Raw genomic sequence first — 17,501 nt, forward strand, 5'->3', positions numbered from 1 at the left:
ATTAATAAAAATAAAAATGGCAGTTTTACAAAAAATTAGACAACGTTCCGCATTATTGATAGCAGTTATTGGATTTTGTTTATTTGCATTTATTGCAGGGGATGTTTTTACTAAAGGAAACTTTGGTAAAAGTTCAAATGATGTCGGTAGTGTTAATGGAAAAGACATTCCATTCGAAGATTTTAGACTTAAAGTTAGCAACGTCGAAAAAAGTCAACAAGGAGTTACTCCAACAGCAGCAGCAAACAGAGTTTGGGATCAGGAAGTATCTATTGCTTTGCTAACAGCTGAATTTGATAAATTAGGTTTGAGAGTAGGTGCAAAAAATATAATGGAAGTTTTGAAATCAGATCAAAATATTGGAAAAAACCCAATGTTTTTAAACGCAGCAGGACTTTTTGATGAAGCTAAATTCAAAGAAGCCATCAAGACAAATCCAGAAATTGCTAACTATATAAAAGATAGAGAAAAAGATGCTGAGTTAAACGCAAAATATCAAATGTACACTACAATGATAAAAGCGGCTACTTATACTACTGAAAGCGAAGGAAAATTAAAATATGAAATGGAAGCGAACAAAGTAAGTTTTGCTTATGTTGCCGGATTGTATTCTACTATTAAAGATAGTGATGTAAAAGTTTCCGATGATGAAATTGTAGCTTTCATGAAAACAAATGAAAAAAAATACAAAGCAGACGAAAATCGTGAAATCGAATATGTTTTAATAGAAGACAAGGCATCTCCAGAAGATGAAGCTGAAATCAAAGCTAAAATCAACGGATTATTGACAGGAAGGGTAGTGTACAACGCACAGACTGGAAAAAATGATACTTTGCCAAGTTTTCAATCTGCGACAAACGTAGCAGAATTTGTAAATTCCAATTCCGACAGACCTTACGATTCTACCTATGTAGCTAAAAAAGATTTGCCTGCTGTTGACGCTGATAAATTATACAACTTGGCGCCAGGCGAAATCTACGGTCCATATATGAACGGAAAATACTATTGCCTTTCCAAATCAATGGGTAGAAAAGTAGGTGTAAATGCAAAAGCAAGTCACATCTTGATTAGCTATGAAGGCACTCAGGTTCCAAATAAAAAAGAAAAAAGAACAAAAGAAGAAGCAAAAGCAAAAGCAGAATCAATTTTGGCGCAAGTTAATGCTAATCCTGATAGTTTCTTGATGCAAGCTTTCACAGCATCTGATGATTCTTCTTCGCAGCAAGGTGGTGATTTAGGCTATTTCGGACCAAACCAAATGGTAAAACCTTTCAACGATTTTGTTTTCAATAGCCCAATCGGAAAAATTGGATTAGTAGAAACAGATTTCGGTTTTCACATCATCAAAGTTACTGACAAACAAGACGGAATTCGTTTAGCAACAGTTGCTCAAAAAATCGAAGCTTCAGAGGCAACGTCCGATAAAATCTTTACTAAAGCTACTCAATTCGAAATTGATGCAACAGAAAAAGATTTTGCAAAAACAGCTGCAGCAATGAAGCTTACAGTGGCGCCTCCAGTTACTGTAAAAGCTATGGACGAAGCTTTCGGACCATTGGGTAACCAAAGAAATATTGTGAGTTGGTCTTTTGAAGATGGAACAAAAGTAGGAGCGGTAAAAAGATTTGAAGTAGCCAATTTAGGTAACATTATTGCAAAAGTTAAGAAAATTAATCCAGAAGGATTAATGGCTGTTGATATGGCTCGTCCTATGGTGGAGCCAATTCTTAAAAACAAGAAAAAAGCTGAATTAATCAAAGCTAAAATGAGCGGATCGTCGCTAGAAGCTATTGCAAAAGCGACTGGTTCAGCTGTACAACAAGCTACAGATGTTACCATGGAAAATCCAGTTTTAACAGGTGGTGTGGGTCAAGAACCTAAAGTTGTTGGAAACGCATTTGCACTAACATCAGGTAAGCTTTCTGCTCCAATCGAAGGGAATACTGGGGTTTATGTTGTGAAGAACATTGCTACGGTAAAAGCACCAGTTTTAAAAGATCATACTGCCTATGTATCCAAATTGAAAGCGCAAAGTGCTGGCGATGTAGGTCGAGTTTTACCAGCATTGAAAGATAAAGCCGAAATTAAAGATAACAGAAGACAGTTCAATTATTAAAATTGAAAGTTAGCTAATAATGAAATCCCGTTTAGGAAACTAAACGGGATTTTTTTATTTTCTTTAGGAATAATGCTTTTTTCGTTGATTTTACTAGTGAATTCTATTCGCTACGCGTTCTACAAAACAGCACAAATAAATTGAAATTTCCTTATAAAAAGCATCAAAAAAGTTAGCAGTTTGTTTATTAAATATTCTAAAATAACCCATTCAACTCCGCATCGATTTTATTGATAATCATCCCTAAATCTTCAGGGTTGTCTACAAAATTAATGTTGTCAACATCGATAATTAATAATTTTCCTTTGGTGTAGGTTTGAATCCAAGCTTCGTAACGCTCGTTTAATCGATTAAGGTAATCTATAGAAATACTGTTTTCGTATTCTCGACCTCGTTTGTGTATTTGTCCCACTAAATTAGGGATGGAACTTCTTAAATAGATAAGCATATCGGGAGCTTCGACCATAGATTCCATCAATTCAAACAACGAAGAATAGTTTTGAAAATCACGATTGGTCATTAATCCCATAGCGTGAAGATTGGGAGCAAAAATGTGCGCATCTTCATAAATGGTTCTGTCTTGAATGATTTTTTTGCCACTTTCACGAATTTGCAGCACCTGACGAAAACGACTGTTAAGGAAATAAATTTGTAAATTAAATGACCAACGTTCCATTTGGTGATAGAAATCGTCCAAATAAGGATTGTCAACAACGTCTTCGTAATGCGGTTCCCATTTAAAATGTTTCGCCAATAAACGGGTCAAAGTCGTTTTTCCCGCTCCAATATTTCCTGCTATTGCTATGTGCATTATGGTACTGTGATTTTATAATTCGTAATTTCTTGGTTGGTAAAAATAGCTAAAATTTGGTCTTTGTAATAGAAATTATTAAATGATTTATCCACATTTTCAATTGTGTAAAAAGTATTCTTACCTATGTCTTGTAGAAACAATTTTTGGTCTTTTGAAAAAAGGACTTCTTGATTGGTAACCACTTGAATTTGGTCATAATCGGCTACTTTACCGGAAGTTGAGACTTTTCCAAAAACATCTACAGCATACCAATTCTTTTTATCGTCTATCCATCGAAAAGTGTTAAAATCGGAATTATACTTTTTTATATTTCCGTCGAAAGAAGGAGTTACCGATTGATAAGTATTTTTTAAATAGTCAAAAAGTCCAATTTGTTGCGTCAAGCTATTGTAAACCCAAAGTCGATTTTTAGAGGCAATTCCTGTAGCGGAAACTAATAATGGAATCGAATTTTCAGAAAAATTAATTTTTTGGGTTTCGTTTAATTGATTGTCTAAAAGTATAATTGTATTGAAATTTTCATAAAATAATAGTATTTTCAATTGATTTTGAAAGTCGATTTTGGTGATTTTACCCAATGAAACGTTCTTGTATTGCCACAATTCTTGCTTGTTTTTTTTGTAAAAAATATTATTTTTAATATAATATAGATTTCCCATTCCGTCAAAACCAACAAAAGTATCGGCATCGATTTTTTGGGTCGAAATAAGTTGTGCTTTCAAGTTTTGTTCTTGCGAATAGGCAAAAACAAAGGCCAATAAAAATAGTAGAAGAATTAATTTTTTATGCATTTCGTTTCACTCAAACTTTTTAAATCGGGAATCTTTTACTCTACGGAAAGCTAAAATACAAAAAATTGAATGAAAGTACTTCACCTAATCCAGATGATGCAATAGCATTACTAACCCAATTGTAACCTGTGTCAAAATTCTATTTATTCCATAAAAACTTTGACAAAGGTATCCTAAATTTAGTAAATCAATCTAATGCTTATTTGGATTAAAAAACATTTTTTTATCAAAACTAAGATTTTATGTACTATCAAAACCAATTCATCAAATCACGGCATCAAGCCAATAATACAAGCCCTCCTTTTGTTTACTGACATCCTCCATTTCAGAAAAAATAGTCTCCGTTTGCATATTTTGGTCTCCATTTCCAAAAAAACAGTCTCCATTTCCAAAACAACAGTCTCCGTTTGCATATTTTGGTCTCCATTTCCAAAAAAACAGTCTCCTTTTCAGAAAAAACAGTCTCCGTTTGCATATTTTGGTCTCCATTTCCAAAAAAACAGTCTCCATTTCAGAAAAAACAGTCTCCGTTTGCATATTTTGGTCTCCTTTCCACAAAAAACAGTCTCCATTTCAGAAAAAACAGTCTCCGTTTGCATATTTTGGTCTTCATTTCCAATAAATACATTCTCCATTTCCAAAAAAACAGTCTCCATTTGCATATTTTGGTCTCCGTTTTCAATAAAAACAGTCTCCTTTTCAGAAAAAAACAGTCTCCAAGCCACTAGCTTCAAGGGTTCTTATGAAAAATAGGAATCCTGCACAAAATAACGTTTGATAGTACTGCCTCATTACGCATTCAATAATCAATAACGCAATCTAATGTGTAATTTAGTCTTAATGGATAATCTAAAAACTAAAAAAGCCTGACTATTATTTTTAGTCAGGCTTGTATATTTCTATTTAAGGTCAGTATTTATAGTCCAAAAGCCGCTTTCACTTTATCTACAAAATCTAATTTTTCCCAAGTAAATAATTCTACTGTTACCGTTTTTTCCATTCCTCCCGGAGCAGAAAAAGTTTTGGTTACCATTTCTGGTTTACGACCCATATGCCCGTAAGCTGCAGTTTCGCTATAAATAGGATTTCTTAATTTCAAACGTTGCTCGATAAAATAAGGACGCATATCGAAAATAGCTTCCACTTTTTTAGCGATTTCACCGTTGGTCAAATCCACTTTCGCGGTGCCATAGGTGTCAACAAAAATACCCATAGGTTGTGCTACACCAATAGCATACGAAACTTGCACCAAAATCTCATCAGCAACACCAGCTGCAACGAGGTTTTTAGCGATATGACGCGTAGCATAAGCAGCGCTTCTGTCTACTTTACTTGGATCTTTTCCAGAGAAAGCACCACCTCCGTGAGCTCCTTTTCCGCCGTAAGTATCTACAATAATTTTTCTTCCTGTCAGTCCCGTATCTCCGTGTGGTCCACCAATTACGAATTTCCCTGTTGGGTTGATATGATAGGTGATTTTGTCATTAAATAAATGTGCATAATGAGGATATTTGGCTTTAATTCTAGGAATTAAAATAGAAACTAAATCGCTTTTTATTTTCGCCAACATTTCCGCTTCGGGACCGAAATCATCGTGTTGAGTCGAAATCACAATCGCATCTATTCGTTGTGGTTTATTGTCATCAGAATATTCTAAAGTTACCTGCGATTTTGCATCAGGACGCAAATAGGTAATTTCAGAATTTTCTCTTCTAATATTCGCCAATTCAATTAATAATGCGTGAGCAATATCCAAAGCAAGTGGCATATAGTTTTCCGTTTCATTGGTAGCATAACCAAACATCATTCCTTGGTCACCAGCTCCTTGTTCTTCTTTGCTTGCTCTGTCAACACCTTGATTGATATCGGCAGATTGCTCGTGAATAGCAGAAAGAACGCCACAAGAATTAGCTTCAAACATATATTCGCTTTTGGTGTATCCGATTTTTTTGATGACATCTCTGGCAATAGTTTGAACGTCTAAATAAGTATTCGATTTTACTTCACCAGCAAGAATAACCTGTCCTGTAGTTACTAACGTTTCGCAAGCTACTTTCGACTCAGGGTCAAATGCCAAGAAATTATCAATTAATGCGTCCGAAATTTGATCAGCTACTTTGTCTGGATGTCCTTCACTCACTGATTCTGACGTAAATAAATAAGCCATAATAATATAATTTTAAGTTAAGCGAGGAAGAAAAAACAATTGCAGGAAAATACTAAAGGAGAGTTTCTGCTTTAGCATTTTTTTAACGAGGTTGCAATCAGTTCAAATTTCTCCTCTAATATTTGACTGCAAATGTATGAAACCAAATTGAATTCCAAATTATTCTTAACTTTTTTTTGATGATGTATTTATAAACATTAATTGTTGAATATTTAAAGATCAAGAAATTTTATGTTATTTTTTTTAAATTATTAGGTTTTCTAAATAAAAGTATAGACATTTGTCAAACAAAACGAAAGAATATGAAATTTAATGTTTGCAATATTTACAAATCGATGCAGGAAAAATCCTGTGGGTTGTTTATTGCTTAAATTTTAAATTAAAATTATATAGTAAAAGCCTCCCACAAAACGGGAGGCTTTTTTTATAAATTACATTAATCACATATTATAATACAATGAAAAATTTACAACAAAAACAAATGAACAGATGCAATGTCAAATCGATGATTTGCACCAATGTAATGATGTGCATTTATGTCTGTTGATTCCGAAAGTATAAGTTTATAAAATAGCTTAAAACCCTTTTGGATACATTTCTAAAAGGGTTTTTGTTTTTTAAGTTAAAAAGCTCAAAAAAATCTAAAATCTAAAATCTAAAATTAAAACTATGAGTACTCCAAAATTCGCAACAAACGCATTACACGCAGGACACGACGTTACCAAAACAGCAGGAACCAGAGCGGTGCCTATTTACCAAACTAGTTCGTATGTATTTAATAATTCGGATCACGCGGCCAATTTATTTGGACTTGCCGAAGCGGGATTTATATATACCCGATTGAATAACCCAACGAACGATATTCTCGAACAACGATTAGCAGCGCTCGAAGGTGGAATTGCCGCTGTTGTTACTGCATCAGGAACGGCTGCCATTGCCACTTCATTATTAGTTTTGCTTAAAACAGGCGATCATATCGTAGCTTCCAATAGTTTATATGGTGGAACCTATAATTTGTTAAAAGCGACTTTGCCAAGGTTGGGAATCACAACCACGTTTGTAGATCCGTCGGATGCCTCCAATTTTACTAAAGCTGCACAAGAAAATACAAAAGTATTTTTTGCTGAAAGTTTAGGAAATCCAAAATTAGATGTTTTGGATTTGAAAGCCATTTCGGAGGAAGCAAAAGCTTTTAAAGTTCCTTTCATTGTCGATAGTACAGTTGCAACACCTTATTTATTAAACCCAATAGAATACGGAGCTAATATTGTGATTCATTCCTTGACTAAATATATTGCTGGAAATGGAACATCGTTGGGTGGTGCAATAATCGATGCAGGAACATTTGATTGGAGTAGTGGTCGCTTTCCTGAGTTTACAGAACCCAATGCCGGTTATCATGGTTTAGTTTATCACGATGCGCTTGGAGCAGCTGCTTTCATTGCAAAAGTTCGAATCGAAGGTTTACGAGATTATGGTGCAGCTTTGAGTCCGTTTAATGCTTTTCAGATTATTCAAGGATTAGAAACCTTGCCCGTTCGTGTACAGAAACACAGCGAAAACGGATTGGCTTTGGCCAAATGGTTAGAAAGTCAAGACGAAGTAGCTTGGGTCAATTATCCGGGGTTGAAGTCCAGTAAATATTACGATTTGGCAACACAGTATTTACCTAAAGGACAAAACGGTTTGCTAACTTTCGGCCTTAAAGGAGGATTTGAAGCAGCCAAGAAAGTAGCCGACGAAACAAAGCTATTTTCGCTGTTGGCCAATATTGGAGACACAAAATCTTTGATTATTCATCCAGCAAGTACAACCCATCAGCAGTTGTCAGATGCGGAGCAGGTTGCAACAGGAGTAACCAAGGATTTAATTAGACTTTCGGTCGGATTGGAAGACATCGAAGACTTGAAAGCCGATTTGAAAGCCGTTTTCGAAAATTTAAAAGTATAAAAAACAACATAGTTGAACTTAGGGAAACTGAATTCAATATGTTTTAAAATAAAATGTATAACATCAAAAATAAAATAGTATGAAAGCTCTAAAATATTTAGTAAACGCATTAACTCAGTTTTTCAAAAGTTTGAATAGTAAAACAAAAGCCATAAACGGAGACAAAGATAGCTTTGAATTTATATATCCTAAATTTGGGGTGAATTTGAAACAAACTTCTGAAAAAGGAAAAGTTCAAAATTCTTTGTTTCATCAAATGTATTCTGAGGAAAATGAAACACTTTTTATCTAATTAAAATTAGAATAAAAACGGGAATAAAACTGGCGTGGGAAAGAGTTTTCTAATAGGCTCTTTCCACTACAGTTTTTAATTTTAAAAAAAAACCAACAACCTAAAATTTGGTTGTTTAAAAAATTAGTAGTTAATTTGTATTTTTAAGTTCACAAACGTATTGAAATGTTATAAAGAAAGCTCGAGGGAATAGACCCGACGAAAGCTTAGCAACCCTTTGCCAACGAAGAAGGTGCTACATTCTATCCCGATTTATCGGGAACAGATAACAACAAGAATTCTCCTAGTTTACCTCTAGCTTTCTTTTAATATTTCCAGACACAAATCAAAAAAATCTTTAAAGATTTGAAAATTGGAAAAAAAACCAACATCAATTAAATTACAAAATTTCACCACCGAAAGTGGCGCGCTTATTCCTTCCATAAACTTAAGTTATCAAGTTTTTGGGCAAGTTTTGAATACAGCTCCAATCGTTTTGGTAAATCACGCCTTGACTGGAAATTCCCAAGTAGTTGGCGAAAACGGTTGGTGGAATAATCTTATTGGCGACAATAAAACTATTGATACTAATAAATACACCATATTAGCCTTCAATGTTCCAGGAAATGGATTTGATAAAACCTACATAGAAAATTATTTGGATTTTACCGCCCGCGATATCGCCACACTTTTTCTGGAAGGCATTCGATTGCTAAAAGTAAAAGAATTATTCGCCATCATTGGGGGTTCTGTAGGCGGCGGAATTGCATGGGAAATGGTAGCTTTAGAACCAAAATTGACACATAATTTTTTCCCGATTGCTTCGGATTGGAAATCGACAGATTGGTTGATAGCCAATTGTTATTTACAAGAAAAAATTCTTTGTAATTCGTCAAAACCTATCGAAGATGCTCGAATTCACGCAATGTTGTGTTACAGAACGCCAGAATCTTTCAAGGAGAAATTCCAAAGAACTTCTACTGATTCAACTGATTCTTTTCAGGTGGAAAGTTGGTTGAATTATCACGGAGAGAAATTGCAAAAACGGTTTGAACTTTCGGCTTACAAAATGATGAATCAGTTGCTAAAAACCATCGATATCGCTCGCGGAAGAACCTCTTTCCAAAATATAATTTCAGAAGTGGATGCCAATATTTACATCATCGGAATCAATTCGGATTTGTTTTTTACGGCAAATGAAAACAGAGAAACTTATCACGAAATAAAAAAATTCAAGCACAATGTTTTTTACAGCGAAATCGAATCGCAACACGGGCACGATGCTTTTTTAATGGAATACGAACAATTGAACAATTTACTGGACGTTGTTTTTGCAACTAAAAAAAATAGGATGAAAATATTAAAATTTGGCGGAAAATCATTGGCCAACGGAGAAGGAATCAACAAAGTTTTAGATATTATTAAAGATAAAAAAATCAAAGGTGAAAACATTGCCGTTGTCGTTTCGGCAAGAGGAAATGCCACCGATGAACTGGAAGATATTTTGACCATTGCTGCCAAAAATGGCAATTACAAACCTTTATTAGAAAGTTTTAAAAGCTATCAGCAAGGCAGTTTTACCGTAGATTTATCTGAGGAATTTGCATTATTAGACAAGCTTTTTGAAGGCGTAAGTTTGATTGGTGATTACAGCGAAAAAATAAAAGACCAAGTTTTAGCTCAAGGCGAATTACTTTCGGCAAAATTGATAACTGCGATTTTGAATGAAAAAGGGATTGCTTCTCGTTTTGCAGATACGAGAAAATTGATAAAAACGGATTCTAATTTTGGTGATGCGCAACCATTGGAACAAATTTCTAAGAAAAACGTAATTAATTATTTTAAAGAAAATAACGATACAGTAAATATTATTACAGGTTTTATTGGCTCAAATAATAATGGCGATACCACGACTTTAGGGAGAAACGGTAGTAATTACACAGCTTCTTTAATCGCAAATTATGTCGATGCCGAAGAATTGCAAAATTACACTCACGTTGACGGGATATATACAGCCAACCCAGATTTAGTTCCAGACGCTAAAAAAATTGACCGTTTGTCGTTTAATGAAGCGAACGAAATTGCCAATTTTGGAGCCACAATTTTGCACGCCAAAACGATAATACCATTAATAGAGAAAAATATTCCTTTACGAATTTTGAACACTTTCAACTACGAAAATCAAGGAACTTTAATTACTTCAAAATCGAATAAAGAAGGAATTAAAACACTTTCGGTTCTCGAAAACGTAGCCTTAGTCAACTTAGAAGGAAGAGGATTATTAGGAAAAACGGGAGTCGATGCTCGAATTTTTAAAGTAATGGGCGACAATGACATTAGCGTAAGCATCATTTCGCAAGGTTCTTCAGAAAGAGGAATCGGACTTGTGGTAAATTCCAATCAAGCGACCAAAGCGATGATCCAATTGGAGAAAGAATTCGAAAATGATTTTTATTCAAAAGACGTAAACAAAATCTCAATTACCGATGATGTTTCGGTGATTTCAATCATTGGTCAAGACTTGAGCACTTTCCATAAACCGTACACATCGCTAATAAAAAATAAGGTCGTTCCGATTCTTTTTAACAATACGGTTACAGGAAAAAATGTGAGTTTGGTGGTTAAAAAATCCCAATTAAACAAGGCGTTGAACGTAATTCACGGTGAAATTTTTGGAGTTTCTAAGAAAATAAATATTGCTATTTTCGGTCACGGATTGGTTGGAGGAACATTGATTAATCAAATTTTAGAATCCGCGGCAGCTATCGAAAAGCGAAAAGACATTAAATTGAATGTTTTTGCGATTGCCAATTCTAAAAACTTGCTTTTGAATAAAAACGGAGTTTCTCCAAATTGGAAGAACGAAATTCAAACCAACGGCTTCTCCTATACCATTGATGATGTTATCGCTTTCGCCAATGAAAATAATTTGGAGAATTTAATTGCTATTGACAACACGGCAAGTGCTGAATTTGTGGGCAATTATATGACATTGGCAGAAAATAGTTTTGATTTGATTTCTTCGAATAAAGTGGCCAATACATTGAGTTATAAGTTTTACAAAGACTTGCGAAAAGTATTAGCAGAAAATCAAAAGAATTATTTGTATGAAACCAATGTTGGTGCTGGTCTGCCATTGATTGATACCATAAAATTATTGCATCTTTCTGGTGAAAATATTACGAAAATCAAAGGTGTTTTCTCGGGAACTTTAAGTTATTTATTCAATAATTTCTCAGCGAAAGACGTTCCATTTAGCGAAATTTTGAAAGAAGCCATCGCTAACGGTTACACCGAACCGGATCCGAGAGAAGATTTGTGTGGCAACGATGTGGGTAGAAAATTATTGATTTTAGCGAGAGAATTGGACTTACAAAATGAATTTGAAGAAATCAATATTCAAAATCTTATTCCAGAACATTTGCGTGAAGGCAACGTTACTGATTTCTTAAATAAATTGAAAGAATTTGATCCAATTTATGCCAAAATAAAAGAAGATCAAGAACCCAATCACGTGTTGAGATACATTGGTGAATTGTCTGGCGAATTACAAAACGACAAAGGAATTCTAGAAGTAAAATTAGTTTCAGTACCTTCGGATACCGCTTTGGGTGGATTGAAAGGTTCGGATTCGTTCTTCGAAATTTACACCGAATCGTATGGCGACAGACCCATTGTAATTCAAGGTGCTGGCGCAGGATCGGCAGTTACAGCGAGAGGAGTTTTTGGGGATTTATTGAGATTGTCGGATAAAGGCTAGGGATATTAGATTGCAGATTTTAGATTTCAGATTAAAAAAAGTAAAAATCCGCGCTTGAAAATCAGTTTCATCCGCGTCCAAAAAAATAAAATAATGAAAGTAACATTAAACAGAGTAAACGAAAACTTCCACTTCGAATTGAAAAACGAACGTGGACATATTGTAAATGTAGATGCCAGACCTGATTTTGGAGGCAATGATATGGGACCAAGTCCAATGGAATTGATCTTGATGGGTGTAGCAGGTTGCAGCGGAATTGATATGATTTCGATTCTAAAAAAACAACGCCAAGAAATCACCTCTTTCAAAGCAGATGTCGAAGGCGAACGTGAGCAAGTAGGAGATGCCAAACCATTCAAAAATATTTATGTGGTGTTTTATTTAGAAGGAAACATTAAAGAAGACAAAGCGTTGAAAGCAGCACAACTTTCTTTTGAAAAATATTGCTCAGTGGCTAAAACAGTAGAGCCAACAGCAACGATACATTATATAGTGGTTTTGAATGGAAGCCCAATAGTCAGCCCCCTAACCCCCGAAGGGGGAACTAGCAACAAATAAATATATTATTTTTGCAGATTTAATTAATAATAACAATCCACTTTCGGCTCCCTCTCCTTTGGAGAGGGCTGGGGTGAGGAAAACTTTTACAATGAACAATCAAGAATTTGGTTTCGAGACCCAAGCCATCCGCAATCAATTAGAACGCACCCAATATTTAGAGCATTCTGTGCCTTTGTACTTAACTTCTAGTTTTGTATTTGAAGATGCCGAAGATATGCGTGCTTCTTTTGCCGACGAAAAAGATAGAAATATTTACAGCCGTTATAGCAATCCGAATACTAATGAGTTTATAAATAAAGTATGCCAAATGGAAGGCGCAACGGCAGGATTTGCATTTGCTTCAGGAATGGCAGCAGTCTATTCCACATTGGCAGCATTATTAAATTCGGGCGATCATATGGTTTCGGCAGGAAGTGTATTTGGAGCGACACATTCTTTGTTTATTAACTATTTTCCAAAATGGGGAATCGAAACAACCTATTTCGACATTAATAAACCCGAAACTATAGAAAGTTGTATCAAACCCAACACCAAAATTCTTTTTGCTGAATCGCCTACCAATCCAGCGGTCGATATTATCGATTTAGAATTGCTTGGTACAATTGCCAAAAAACACAATTTAATTTTGATTATCGACAACTGTTTTGCTACGCCTTATTTGCAGCAACCTATAAAATGGGGAGCCGATTTGGTGATTCATTCAGCGACAAAATTAATGGACGGTCAAGGGAGAGTTTTGGGTGGAATTACTGTTGGTGATACTGAATTGATTCAAAAAATCTATTTGTTTTCTCGATTGACTGGTCCCTCTTTGTCACCGTTTAATGCTTGGGTATTGTCTAAAAGTTTAGAAACTTTGGCCATTCGACTAGACCGACATTGTGAAAATGCCCTGAAAGTAGCTGAGTTTTTAGAACAACATCCGAATGTAAGTTTGGTAAAATATCCGTTCTTGAAATCGCATCCACAATACGAAATTGCTCAAAAACAAATGAAAGCTGGGGGTAACATTGTGGCTTTCGAAATCAAAGGAGGAATCGAAGCGGGAAGAGCATTCTTGGATAAAATAAAATTGTGTTCATTGTCCCCTAATTTAGGCGACACCAGAACGATTGTTACGCATCCGGCATCGACAACACACAGTAAATTGTCTGTCGAAGAACGTTTGGCTGTAAGCATTACCGATGGTTTGGTACGAGTTTCCGTAGGCTTGGAAACCGTGAACGATGTAATTGCTGATTTGGAACAGGCTTTGTCATAAGATTTTCGATTGGTGATTAATGATTTTCGATTGCAGATTTTTAAACAAATTACAATCATTATTTTTCAATTTAAAACTATACTTTTATTGTTATTATTGGAGCTTTTGATTTCTTAATTTTTTAAATCAAAAATCGGTAATCTCAATTCAAAAATCATAAATCTTCAAAATGCTCTCAAAAAAAACAAAATACGGAATCAAAGCTTTGACTTTTTTGGCACGCCAAGAAGATCAAACTCCTGTAGCCATTGCTGATATTGCAAAAGCAGAACACATTTCGTTAAAATTTCTTGAAAGTATTTTGTTGCTCTTACGACATTCTGGTTTTCTAGGAGCCAAGAAGGGAAAAGGCGGTGGTTATTATTTGATCAAAGACCCTAAAGAAATCAATATGGCGAAAGTCTACCGCATTCTCGAAGGCCCAATTGCTTTATTGCCCTGCGCCAGCCACAACTTCTACGAAAAATGCGACGATTGTACCGATGAATCTTCGTGTGCTGTTCGCAAACTAATGATGGAAGTTCGTGATAATACCTTGATGATATTAGAAAACAATTCCCTTGCCGACATAGCATTTTAAAAATCTTTTTTTAGAATATTCTTTTGTTATTTAGAAATAAATAGTAATTTTGCGGACTAATCTACTAAACCGATAGGGTAATAGATTTAAATAAAAATTTAATCCGCTTTTCTCCCTCTCCTTTGGAGAGGGTTGGGGTGAGGAAAATAGTAATAAAATGAGTTTATATACAGTAAATACGTTATCAGCAAAAACAGCCGGTTTTTCCATCGAGGAAACCTTGGCGTTTTTGGCTAAGGAGTATGAAGGAAAAGTTGTTTTTTCGACTTCTTTCGGACAGGAAGACCAAGTGATTACGGCTTTAATTGCGAAAAACGATTTGCCAATTACCATTTTTACCTTGGATACAGGAAGATTGTTTCAAGAAACCTACGATGTTTTTCATAAAACATTGAAAAAGTATAAAAAAGAAATCAAAGTTTATTTTCCAGAAGCTGCTGCGGTAGAAAAATTATTGGAAACTAAAGGACCAAACAGTTTCTACGATTCTGTCGAAAACAGAAAAGAATGTTGTTTCATTCGAAAAGTAGCTCCGTTGACCAAAGCTTTGAAAGGAAATGCCATTTGGATTACAGGTTTAAGAGCGGAGCAATCCGAAAATAGAAATGATTTGGCATTTTTTGAATACGATGCTCATTTTGATATTATAAAATTCAATCCATTATTGAAATGGACTTTAGAAGACGTTCAAAAATACATTGACGGGAATAATGTTCCTCAAAACGCTTTACACAAAAAAGGATTTGTAAGCATAGGTTGTGCTCCTTGTACCAGAGCAATTTCTGAAGGAGAAGATATTAGAGCCGGAAGATGGTGGTGGGAATCAAGTCATAAAGAATGCGGATTGCATAGCCCCCTAGCCCCCGAAGGGGGAATCATTAAAGATAAAAATTAATTATTAACAAATAAACACCCCAACAGTTCCCCCTTCGGGGGTTAGGGGGCTGATATTATGAGCACAATATTAAAAACAAATGCTTTAGAAAGCGAAGCAATTTACATATTTAGAGAGGTAATTTCTCAATTTGAAAAACCAGTTTTACTTTTTTCAGGTGGAAAAGATTCTATAACATTAGTACGTTTGGCACAAAAAGCATTCTTTCCTGCAAAGATTCCTTTTCCGTTATTGCACGTTGATACTGGACATAATTTCCCGGAAACCATTGAATTTAGAGATAAATTGGTTGCTGAATTAGGATTAGAATTAATCGTTCGTAACGTGCAAGATTCTATCAACGAAGGAAAAGTAATTGAAGAAACGGGCCGTTATTCAAGTAGAAATATGTTGCAAACGACAACACTTTTAGACGCTATTGAGGAATTTAAATTTGATGCTTGTATTGGTGGCGCACGACGTGACGAAGAAAAAGCAAGAGCCAAAGAACGTATTTTCTCGGTGCGCGATGATTTTGGTCAATGGGACGAAAAAAACCAACGCCCAGAATTATTTGATTTATTGAACGGAAAAATTGAAAATGGACAAAATGTTCGTGTTTTCCCAATTTCAAATTGGACAGAATTAGATGTTTGGAGTTATATCGAACAAGAAAAAATTGAAATTCCATCGATTTATTTTTCACACAAAAGAAAAGTATTCATAAGAGACGGTATGATTTGGTCACATTCGCCTTTTGTTTACCAAGAAGAAGATGAAGCAATCGAAGAAAGAATTGTTCGTTTTAGAACCGTTGGAGATATGAGTTGTACTGCTGCTGTCGATTCTTATGCAGCAACTATTGCCGAAGTAGTTGGCGAAATCAGGTCATCAACCATTTCCGAAAGAGGCGCTAGAATCGACGATAAACGTTCGGAAGCCGCAATGGAAAAAAGAAAACAACAAGGATACTTTTAGAAACCTCACCCCAACCCTCTCCAAAGGAGAGGGAGGAAGAATAAACAAATTAAAAAACTATTATTTCTAGTCTCGGCTCCCTCTCCTTTGGAGAGGGTTGGGGTGAGGAAAAACAATAAACAAAACAAGAATGGAAGTTTTAAAAATAGCAACAGCAGGAAGTGTAGATGACGGAAAGAGTACATTAATAGGACGATTATTATACGATACAAAATCGTTGACGACTGATAAAATTGAGGCAATAGAAAGAAGCAGCAAGCAAAAAGGATACGATTACCTCGATTTTTCATTGGCTACCGATGGTTTGGTTGCCGAGCGTGAACAAGGAATTACAATCGACGTAGCACACATTTATTTTTCGACAGCCAAGAAAAGTTACATTATTGCCGATACGCCAGGTCACGTTGAGTATACAAGAAATATGGTCACTGGAGCTTCGACTTCACAGGTTTCTATCATTTTGATTGATGCCCGAAAAGGCGTTATTGAGCAAACCTATCGTCACTTTTTCATCAATAATTTACTGAGAGTAAAAGAGGTGATTGTTGCAGTAAACAAAATGGATTTAGTTGATTATTCGGAGGAAGTGTACAACAAAATCAAAGCCGATTTTCAAGCATTAAATGCCAAAAGCACTTTTAAAGAACAAGTCGTAAGTTACATTCCTTTAAGTGCTATCAATGGTGGGAATGTAGTGGATAAATCCGAAAATATGCCGTGGTACACAGGACAAACTGTTTTGGAACATTTAGAAGGTTTGGAGCCGAAAGACGTTTTCGAAAAGGGGAAAGTCCGTTTTCCAGTGCAAACAGTGATTCGACCAAAAACTGAAGAATATCACGATTTCAGAGGATATGCTGGAAAATTAAATGGAAACAATATCAAAGTGGGAGATGCTGTGACGGTGCTTCCTTCTTTAACAGAATCGAAAGTGTCTAAAATTCACTTTTTCGAACAACAATTTGAGGAAGCCGCAGCAGGTTCTTCGATAGTTTTGGAATTGGAAAACGACATCAATGTAACTCGTGGCGATATGATTGTAAAATCTGGTGAATTGCCAAGAATCGAGAAAGATATTGAAACAACAATTTGCTGGATGGACAGTAAAAAATTGGTGGCTGGAACAAAATATATTGTTCAGCATAATACTAATCGGGTTTTGGCAAAAATTGATGCTGTAAAAAACACGATTTCTACGGATTATTCAGGAACAAAAGAAGCAACACAATTGGCCATTAATGAAATTGGTGAAGTTCAAATTAAATTAAGCAAACCTTTATATTTTGATGCCTATACGGAGAATAAATCGAATGGTGCGTTCATATTAATTGATACTGCGACCAATACAACCGCAGGAGTTGGATTTATAAAATAGTTA

The 17,501-nt window shown here is 35.2% G+C and carries 13 protein-coding genes and 1 riboswitch; of the genes, 10 read left to right on the top strand and 3 right to left on the bottom strand.

The window, feature by feature from the left end; all coding sequences use genetic code 11:
* The first annotated feature begins 16 nt into the window (after positions 1–16).
* The gene (locus RMO83_RS08550; RefSeq protein ID WP_310559257.1) at positions 17–2,116 is read left to right on the top strand and encodes a peptidylprolyl isomerase; all 2,100 of its coding nucleotides are present in this window, start codon (positions 17–19) and stop codon (positions 2,114–2,116) included.
* 196 nt (positions 2,117–2,312) lie between these two features.
* On the opposite strand, the gene RMO83_RS08555 is transcribed toward RMO83_RS08550, so the two are convergent.
* From RMO83_RS08555 to metK, 3 genes are all read right to left on the bottom strand, one after another.
* On the bottom strand, positions 2,313–2,927 hold the full coding sequence (locus RMO83_RS08555; protein ID WP_310559258.1) for a deoxynucleoside kinase: 615 nt from the start codon (positions 2,925–2,927) through the stop codon (positions 2,313–2,315).
* Positions 2,927–3,721, bottom strand: coding sequence for a hypothetical protein (locus RMO83_RS08560; RefSeq protein WP_310559259.1), 795 nt, complete (start codon positions 3,719–3,721; stop codon positions 2,927–2,929). Before RMO83_RS08560 ends, RMO83_RS08555 begins: the two co-directional genes overlap by 1 nt.
* Positions 3,722–4,637: 916 nt before the next feature.
* Positions 4,638–5,888, bottom strand: a complete 1,251-nt coding sequence (metK, locus tag RMO83_RS08565) for a methionine adenosyltransferase (protein WP_310559260.1) — start codon at positions 5,886–5,888, stop codon at positions 4,638–4,640.
* Between the two features lie 669 nt (positions 5,889–6,557).
* Here metK and RMO83_RS08570 point away from each other — a divergent pair.
* The 9 genes from RMO83_RS08570 to RMO83_RS08610 all read left to right on the top strand — a co-directional run bounded on the left by RMO83_RS08570 (position 6,558) and on the right by RMO83_RS08610 (position 17,498).
* Complete coding sequence (locus tag RMO83_RS08570) at positions 6,558–7,838, top strand: O-acetylhomoserine aminocarboxypropyltransferase/cysteine synthase family protein (RefSeq protein WP_310559261.1); 1,281 nt, start codon at positions 6,558–6,560, stop codon at positions 7,836–7,838.
* Between the two features lie 79 nt (positions 7,839–7,917).
* On the top strand, positions 7,918–8,130 hold the full coding sequence (locus tag RMO83_RS08575; protein ID WP_310559262.1) for a hypothetical protein: 213 nt from the start codon (positions 7,918–7,920) through the stop codon (positions 8,128–8,130).
* Positions 8,131–8,295: 165 nt separating this feature from the next.
* A riboswitch (SAM riboswitch) is annotated at positions 8,296–8,402 on the top strand.
* Between the two features lie 80 nt (positions 8,403–8,482).
* The gene (thrA, locus tag RMO83_RS08580; protein ID WP_310559263.1) at positions 8,483–11,869 is read left to right on the top strand and encodes a bifunctional aspartate kinase/homoserine dehydrogenase I; all 3,387 of its coding nucleotides are present in this window, start codon (positions 8,483–8,485) and stop codon (positions 11,867–11,869) included.
* Between the two features lie 93 nt (positions 11,870–11,962).
* Complete coding sequence (locus RMO83_RS08585; protein ID WP_310559264.1) at positions 11,963–12,427, top strand: OsmC family protein; 465 nt, start codon at positions 11,963–11,965, stop codon at positions 12,425–12,427.
* Positions 12,428–12,518: 91 nt separating this feature from the next.
* Complete coding sequence (locus RMO83_RS08590; RefSeq protein ID WP_310559265.1) at positions 12,519–13,691, top strand: aminotransferase class I/II-fold pyridoxal phosphate-dependent enzyme; 1,173 nt, start codon at positions 12,519–12,521, stop codon at positions 13,689–13,691.
* Positions 13,692–13,860: 169 nt separating this feature from the next.
* The gene (locus tag RMO83_RS08595; protein WP_310559266.1) at positions 13,861–14,271 is read left to right on the top strand and encodes an Rrf2 family transcriptional regulator; all 411 of its coding nucleotides are present in this window, start codon (positions 13,861–13,863) and stop codon (positions 14,269–14,271) included.
* A gap of 157 nt (positions 14,272–14,428) precedes the next feature.
* The gene (locus tag RMO83_RS08600; RefSeq protein ID WP_310559267.1) at positions 14,429–15,166 is read left to right on the top strand and encodes a phosphoadenylyl-sulfate reductase; all 738 of its coding nucleotides are present in this window, start codon (positions 14,429–14,431) and stop codon (positions 15,164–15,166) included.
* A gap of 57 nt (positions 15,167–15,223) precedes the next feature.
* Positions 15,224–16,123: a sulfate adenylyltransferase subunit CysD gene (gene cysD, locus RMO83_RS08605; RefSeq protein WP_310559268.1), complete on the top strand. Its 900-nt coding sequence runs from the start codon at positions 15,224–15,226 to the stop codon at positions 16,121–16,123.
* Between the two features lie 130 nt (positions 16,124–16,253).
* On the top strand, positions 16,254–17,498 hold the full coding sequence (locus tag RMO83_RS08610; protein ID WP_310559269.1) for a GTP-binding protein: 1,245 nt from the start codon (positions 16,254–16,256) through the stop codon (positions 17,496–17,498).
* Positions 17,499–17,501 lie beyond the last annotated feature (3 nt).

The organism is Flavobacterium sp., assembly GCF_031423415.1.
Lineage (GTDB): Bacteria > Bacteroidota > Bacteroidia > Flavobacteriales > Flavobacteriaceae > Flavobacterium.

What these genes read in the sequence shown, in the direction of transcription:
- RMO83_RS08550 (WP_310559257.1), top strand. Translation starts at nt 17, where the DNA reads ATGGCAGTTTTACAAAAAATTAGACAACGTTCCGCATTATTGATAGCA.
- RMO83_RS08555 (WP_310559258.1), bottom strand. Translation starts at nt 2,927, where the DNA reads ATGCACATAGCAATAGCAGGAAATATTGGAGCGGGAAAAACGACTTTG.
- RMO83_RS08560 (WP_310559259.1), bottom strand. Translation starts at nt 3,721, where the DNA reads ATGCATAAAAAATTAATTCTTCTACTATTTTTATTGGCCTTTGTTTTT.
- metK (WP_310559260.1), bottom strand. Translation starts at nt 5,888, where the DNA reads ATGGCTTATTTATTTACGTCAGAATCAGTGAGTGAAGGACATCCAGAC.
- RMO83_RS08570 (WP_310559261.1), top strand. Translation starts at nt 6,558, where the DNA reads ATGAGTACTCCAAAATTCGCAACAAACGCATTACACGCAGGACACGAC.
- RMO83_RS08575 (WP_310559262.1), top strand. Translation starts at nt 7,918, where the DNA reads ATGAAAGCTCTAAAATATTTAGTAAACGCATTAACTCAGTTTTTCAAA.
- RMO83_RS08585 (WP_310559264.1), top strand. Translation starts at nt 11,963, where the DNA reads ATGAAAGTAACATTAAACAGAGTAAACGAAAACTTCCACTTCGAATTG.
- RMO83_RS08590 (WP_310559265.1), top strand. Translation starts at nt 12,519, where the DNA reads ATGAACAATCAAGAATTTGGTTTCGAGACCCAAGCCATCCGCAATCAA.
- RMO83_RS08595 (WP_310559266.1), top strand. Translation starts at nt 13,861, where the DNA reads ATGCTCTCAAAAAAAACAAAATACGGAATCAAAGCTTTGACTTTTTTG.
- RMO83_RS08600 (WP_310559267.1), top strand. Translation starts at nt 14,429, where the DNA reads ATGAGTTTATATACAGTAAATACGTTATCAGCAAAAACAGCCGGTTTT.
- cysD (WP_310559268.1), top strand. Translation starts at nt 15,224, where the DNA reads ATGAGCACAATATTAAAAACAAATGCTTTAGAAAGCGAAGCAATTTAC.
- RMO83_RS08610 (WP_310559269.1), top strand. Translation starts at nt 16,254, where the DNA reads ATGGAAGTTTTAAAAATAGCAACAGCAGGAAGTGTAGATGACGGAAAG.